This is a genomic window from Streptococcus sp. WM07, from assembly GCF_004570525.1.
Lineage (GTDB): Bacteria > Bacillota > Bacilli > Lactobacillales > Streptococcaceae > Streptococcus.
Genome location: NZ_SPPZ01000005.1, coordinates 34,465 through 40,632 on the forward strand (window position 1 = coordinate 34,465; position 6,168 = coordinate 40,632).

The 6,168-nt window shown below is 40.1% G+C and carries 5 protein-coding genes; 1 reads left to right on the top strand and 4 read right to left on the bottom strand.

The annotated features are described in order from the left end of the window. Window positions 1–76 precede the first annotated feature (76 nt). From mnmG to E4T71_RS01605, 3 genes are all read right to left on the bottom strand, one after another. On the bottom strand, window positions 77–2,005 hold the full coding sequence (gene mnmG / locus E4T71_RS01595; protein WP_135035860.1) for a tRNA uridine-5-carboxymethylaminomethyl(34) synthesis enzyme MnmG: 1,929 nt from the start codon (window positions 2,003–2,005) through the stop codon (window positions 77–79). A 130-nt stretch (window positions 2,006–2,135) separates the two neighbouring features. Next, window positions 2,136–3,257 (bottom strand): tRNA 2-thiouridine(34) synthase MnmA, encoded by a 1,122-nt coding sequence (gene mnmA / locus E4T71_RS01600; protein ID WP_135035863.1) that lies wholly within the window; start codon window positions 3,255–3,257, stop codon window positions 2,136–2,138. Between the two features lie 141 nt (window positions 3,258–3,398). After that, window positions 3,399–4,190, bottom strand: coding sequence for a LysM peptidoglycan-binding domain-containing protein (locus tag E4T71_RS01605; protein ID WP_135035866.1), 792 nt, complete (start codon window positions 4,188–4,190; stop codon window positions 3,399–3,401). Between the two features lie 159 nt (window positions 4,191–4,349). Between E4T71_RS01605 and E4T71_RS01610 the strand changes: the two genes are divergently transcribed. After that, the gene (locus tag E4T71_RS01610) at window positions 4,350–4,973 is read left to right on the top strand and encodes an HAD hydrolase-like protein (RefSeq protein WP_135035869.1); all 624 of its coding nucleotides are present in this window, start codon (window positions 4,350–4,352) and stop codon (window positions 4,971–4,973) included. A 184-nt stretch (window positions 4,974–5,157) separates the two neighbouring features. On the opposite strand, the gene E4T71_RS01615 is transcribed toward E4T71_RS01610, so the two are convergent. Next, a partial coding sequence (locus tag E4T71_RS01615) for an IS66 family transposase (RefSeq protein ID WP_228062315.1) occupies window positions 5,158–6,168 on the bottom strand: 1,011 nt, incomplete at its 5' end.

Here is a 6,168-nt window from a genome sequence, read left to right on the forward strand (position 1 = left end):
TTAAACCCAGCTACTCAACACAAGGCCCATTCGTAAAAAAATAGAGGGTGGGCTAAATAGCCCAACCTCTACCTTACTATTTATTTGTCTGTATCTTGACTTGTTCTTGACGCTTAGAAATACTACGGGATTTACCTTCTAAATAAACCATCAGAATCGAAATGTCAGCTGGGTTAACCCCTGAAATTCGGCTCGCTTGACCAATTGTTTCTGGATTAATTTGCTTAAATTTTTGCCGAGCTTCGGTTGCAATTGAATCAATGTCATCCCAATCAATATCGGCTGGAATCCGCTTTTCCTCCATCCGTTTCATCTTGTCAACTTGATCAAGAGCTTTTTGAATATAGCCTTCGTACTTAATCTCAGTTTCCAATAATTCCTTGACCTTATCGTCTACCTCAAAAGGAGCTGCTCCGATAAAGTGAGCCAAATCATCATAGCTAACCTCTGGTCTTCTTAGAAACTCTTTGGCAGTTAAGGCATCTGATAACGGTTTGAAGCCAAAATTCATCACTTGCTTATTAGTTTCTGCAGTAGGTTTCAATTTATGAGCTTCCAAGCGCTCCATTTCTGATTGGAAACTTGCTTTTTTAGTTTTGAAATCTTCCCAGCGCTCATCATCTACGAGACCAATAGAGCGGCCAATCTCTGTTAAACGCATATCGGCATTATCATGGCGTAAAATCAAGCGATATTCTGCACGACTCGTCAATAAGCGATACGGTTCTAGCGTTCCTTTTGTCACCAGGTCATCAATCATAACACCAATATAACCATCACTCCGTTTCAGAATTAGTTCGGGTTTCCCAAGAACTTTTAGAGCGGCATTGATTCCTGCCATGATTCCCTGTCCAGCAGCTTCCTCATACCCAGAAGTACCATTCGTTTGACCTGCTGTAAAAAGACCTGATATTTTCTTCGTTTCCAAAGTAGCTCTCAATTGATGCGGAAGAATCATATCATACTCAATCGCATAACCTGTCCGCATCATTTCAGCCTTCTCTAATCCTTTAATAGAATGCACTAACTCTCGCTGCACATCCTCTGGTAAACTGGTTGATAATCCTTGGATATAGACTTCTTCCGTATCTCGACCTTCTGGTTCTAGGAAAAGTTGATGACGTTCTTTATCCGCAAACCGGACAATTTTATCTTCGATAGACGGACAATAACGAGGACCAACTCCTTCAACGACCCCTGTAAACATAGGGGCACGATGAAGATTGTTTTGAATAATTTGATGACTCTCATTATTCGTATACGTTAACCAACAAGGAACTTGATCTTTTAAGTAGTCTTCATCTTTTGATCGATAAGAGAAATGGTTCGGTGCTTCATCACCAGGTTGAATTTCCGTCTCACTATAGTCAATGGAGGAAGCTTTCACACGAGGAGGAGTCCCTGTTTTAAAGCGAGCAATTTCAAAACCCAAGGCCTTTAAATTATCGGCTAATTTGACGGAAGCAATGCTGTGGTTGGGACCAGACGAATACTTTAGATCACCAATGATAATTTCTCCACGCAAAGCTGTACCTGTGGTTACGATTACTGTTTTTGCACCAAACTCTTGATTGGTTGCAGTCCGAACCCCAATGACTTTATGATCCTCAACCAAAATCTCATCAACCATTGTTTGTCGAAGCGTTAAATTACTCTGATTTTCAACTGTTTTACGCATTTCCTTAGCGTATAGTTCTTTATCAGCCTGTGCACGTAAGGCCCTTACAGCAGGTCCCTTACCTGTATTCAACATCTTCATTTGGATATAGGTTTTATCAATGTTCTTTGCCATCTCACCACCTAAAGCATCCACCTCACGGACAACAATCCCCTTAGCAGATCCTCCAATAGAAGGATTACAAGGCATAAAAGCCAACATTTCAATGTTAATAGTCGCTAAAAGAGTTTTACACCCCATCCGAGCTGCAGCTAGAGAGGCCTCCACTCCAGCATGGCCAGCACCGATAACAATTACATCATAAGTTTCTGCAAACTGTCTTGTCATTCTTTCTTCCTTTCACAAAAAAGGCCAAGGCTTCATTTATTGCAGGCCAAAAAAGCCTGCAAATCCATGAGCTTTGACCATCAATGTATTTGCTTGTTAGTATTGTAGCATATCTTTACAACTTGTCAATTTATATGTACTGGCGGATTTGATCTCCACTATAGGCTTGATCAATCAAGCCACCTCCCAGGCACTCATCTCCATCATAGAATACAACAGCTTGTCCTGGAGTAATTGCTCGTTGCTCTTCTGCAAACTTAACAATCGCCTTGTCTCCGTTGACAGACACTGTCACATTCGCGTCAGGTTGACGATAACGGAACTTAGCTGTACATTCCATTTCAAATGATTCTGGCATATCTTTTGTAAAGTGAACTTGACTAGCTGTTAATTTGGTTGACAATAAATGTTCATGATGAAATCCTTGGCCTACATACAGGATATTCTGTTCAAGATCCTTTCCAACTACAAACCAAGGCTTATTATCTCCACCTTCCTGTCCCCCAATACCCAGACCCCCACGTTGTCCAATCGTATAATACATGAGTCCAGCATGAGATCCCATATCACGGCCTTCCATTGTCATCATTCGACCTGGTGTAGCTGGTAAATAGTTGCTTAGGAATTCTTTAAAATTTTTCTCGCCAATAAAGCAAATTCCAGTTGAATCTTTTTTCTTGGCTGTTGCTAAGCCAGCTTCCTCTGCAATTCTACGAACTTCTGCCTTCTCCAAGTGACCTAATGGAAACATTGTCTTCTGAAGCTGTTCCTGTGATAATTGACTGAGGAAATAAGTTTGATCTTTATTCTGATCTTTACCTCTAAGCATCCGAACTTGACCATTTTCATCACGTTCAATTTGTGCGTAATGACCTGTTGCTACATAATCAGCTCCTAGTTCCATAGCGTAGTCAAGGAAAGCTTTAAATTTGATTTCCTTATTACACATTACATCTGGATTAGGAGTCCGCCCAGCTCTATATTCTGCCAAAAAATACTCAAAAACTCTATCCCAATACTCTTTTTCAAAATTGACAGAGTAATAAGGGATTCCAATTTGATCTGCTACTGCAGCAACATCTTTATAATCTTCAGTTGCCGTACAAAAGCCATTTTCATCGGTATCATCCCAGTTTTTCATAAAGATACCAACAACGTCATAGCCTTGTTCTTTTAGTAAAAGAGCTGTCACAGAGGAGTCAACTCCTCCACTCATGCCCACGACAACTCGTGTTTTTGAAGGAACACTCATAGTTTTCTCCCATCTTTCGTTTGTCACGTTTCCGTGCGCGCTTTCAACGATTTGAAGGTCGTTTTGAGCAAGGCTTATTATAACATGAATCAAAAAAATCCTCCACTAAACTACATGTTTAGTGAAGAACCCTCTTAACTCTTAGTACCAGCCATTCGCTAGCCAGAATTGATGGGCTTGAACCCATGAACCATAACGGTTTTTTACGTATTCATCCGCTACCCGCTCTTGATTCTCAGGAGATAGATCTCCATTGAGATAAGAAAGAGTCAATTGATATCGTCCATAGTAAATACCATTTTGGGCTGTGTAACTACCACTTGATTCTTTTTGAGCAATCCATTCCTTTGCTGCTTGCTCATCACTTGACAAACTTGACATTGTTGTCAAAGTAGAAGATTCCTGACTAGCTGTTAACTCTTCTGTCCGCCCTTCTGGCTCAGTTGTAATGACTGGAGACTGTTCTGAACTTGCTGGTGTCATCTCAGTCTCCTGAGTAGACGGTTGTTCTGAAATAGCCTTATCTGAAACTTCTGGAAGATTTACTGTTTCACTGCTAGCTACTTGTTTTTCTTCCAATACTTCTGAACTTTGAATAACGGTTTGAGAAGACTTTTCTTGCTCCGAACTTGCTTCTATAACAACAAAATCTTGCGTCTGATTGACAGAATTTTCTTCCGAAACTGTTTGTTCACTAAAGTCATTTGAAGTTCCTATTGTTAACTCCAACACTTGACCAATGTGAATCAAATTTGGATTTTTAAGATGATTTAGCTTTACAATGGTGTCAATAGTTGTTTGTTTTTCTGTAGCGATTTTTGAGAGGGTATCTCCTGATTTTACAGTGTAGGTATCTGCTGACGCAGCACTTGCAGAACCTGCAACAAGAAGAGTCGCTAACCCTGTTAATAGATAATAATTCTTTCGTTTCATGTAGATTTCCTTTCTTATCTGTACTTATTCTATCCCAGTAATATTACGGGAAGATAGCAGGAAATGAGATAGTTTTACAATTATATAAAAGAGATTGGTTAGATTCTTTACATTCCTAGCGCTTTTGCCTTATGGTATACTTATCGTAAAGGAGGATTTATGTTTTTATTTTTTGATTTAGATGGAACCCTAGTTGATAGTGGACCAGGAATTAGAGCAGCATTTCAATATGCATTCACAAAACTGAATCTTACAGTTCCCAATGATTCAGAGTTAGATACCTTAATTGGGCCTCCACTCGAACGATCCTTTGCCCTATATCTCCCTGAAGATAAAGTTGAAGAAGCTATTCGCCTCTTCCGAAACTACTATAAGGAAAAAGGAGTTTACCAAGCCGATCCCTATCCTGGGATAAAGGAAGCTCTACAAACGTTAAAAGAGCAAGGTCACTACTTAGCTATTACCACTAGTAAAAACCAACCCATGGCCCAGGTTATGGTCCAACACTTCGAATTCCAACCTTATTTCCAAGAAGTCTTTGGAGCCCTTCCAGATTCCCATGATAAAATCGATGTTCTAAAACGAGGCCTAGAGGTCGCAAAAGCACCTAAAGAACAAAGCTTTATCATAGGAGACACACGCTTTGATATGGCAGCTGGCCGGGATCTCCAAATCGGATGCGTTGGAGTGGAATGGGGCTATGGAACATCTGATTCCCTAACCGAAAACGGTGCACAAGTGTTACTAGCAAAAACACACGACTTAACCTCTTTTTTGAAATAAGGAAGCAACTGAGATACAATTATCAGCCCTATCGATTCTATAATGAGTGAAAGCTCTAAATAGAAATTGTAGGGCACTTAAAGACAAGACGTATCTTTAAATTTAAAAGTAAGCGCCCAATAACAGAGTATATTGACAAAACTCCAAGATTATAAGCAGATTGCTTTTAATCTTGGAGTTTTCTTTATCTACAATTCTCTTGGATTTTTGGAGCCCATGGTAAATAAGCCTCTAGAACCTCTTTTTTTACGAGAGTCTCCTCGTTTGGCAAATGTTCTAGAAGATAAGCTATATATTTTTCACTATCAAGTTGATGGACTTTGGCTGTCTCAAGCAGAGTCATGATAATAGCACTTGACTCTGCTCCCTCTAAACTTTGGGAGAATAGCCAATTCTTACGTCCCATAACCAAGGATTTAATAGCCCTCTCTGCCAGATTATTAGAGAGAACTAGACGTCCATCTTCCAATACAGTCTTGAATGTGGACTCATAATCCAAACTGTATTTAAGAGCACGGCCTAACTTAGACTCTGGTAAGACATACTGCTCCCGACACCAATCAAAGAATTCTTCCATCAAGGGACGGAGCTCTTCTTGTCGTTTTTGATGTCTGATTTCTGATTCTAGCTCCTCCCACTGTCTTTCTAAAAGAAACATCCTATCGCAATAGTTACTTCCTTTTTTTGCCAGTGAAGAGGAGTTCGCATTCTTGGGAGTTGCTTCAAAGAACTTCCTACGAACATGCGCCCAACATCCGACCAGACTGGCTTCCTTTAACGTCCTATATGCGGACCACATATCACAGTGAAGGTAACCCTTAAAATCACCAAGGAAGTCTTCGACAACTTGTCCACTACGTCTTTGGTTGTGATGGTAGAGTATGATACCATGCTCCTCGTCCTTACCAGATAGAAAAGTCCAAAAATAGGTCAGATTTGTGTCACTTTCTAAGACCCTGTAGGAGGTTTCATCTGCGTGAAGAACAGACTGTTCCTTCAAGATATCTGAAAGTAAGCTGTAGAGAGGTTTGAAGTAATATTGGGCAGACTTGATGTGCCAGTTCCCTATTTCTTTACGACTAATTGGAAGACCTAGTTTGGCCCAATCAGATTCCTGTCTATAATTTGGAACCTTTAAATTGAATTTTTGATGGATAGTGTGGGCTATGATAGAAGCAGATCCTAGGCTATGAGC

Coding starts and splice junctions, on each gene's coding strand:
- E4T71_RS01610 (WP_135035869.1), top strand. CDS start 4,350: ATGTTTTTATTTTTTGATTTAGATGGAACCCTAGTTGATAGTGGACCA.
- mnmA (WP_135035863.1), bottom strand. CDS start 3,257: ATGAGTGTTCCTTCAAAAACACGAGTTGTCGTGGGCATGAGTGGAGGA.
- mnmG (WP_135035860.1), bottom strand. CDS start 2,005: ATGACAAGACAGTTTGCAGAAACTTATGATGTAATTGTTATCGGTGCT.
- E4T71_RS01605 (WP_135035866.1), bottom strand. CDS start 4,190: ATGAAACGAAAGAATTATTATCTATTAACAGGGTTAGCGACTCTTCTT.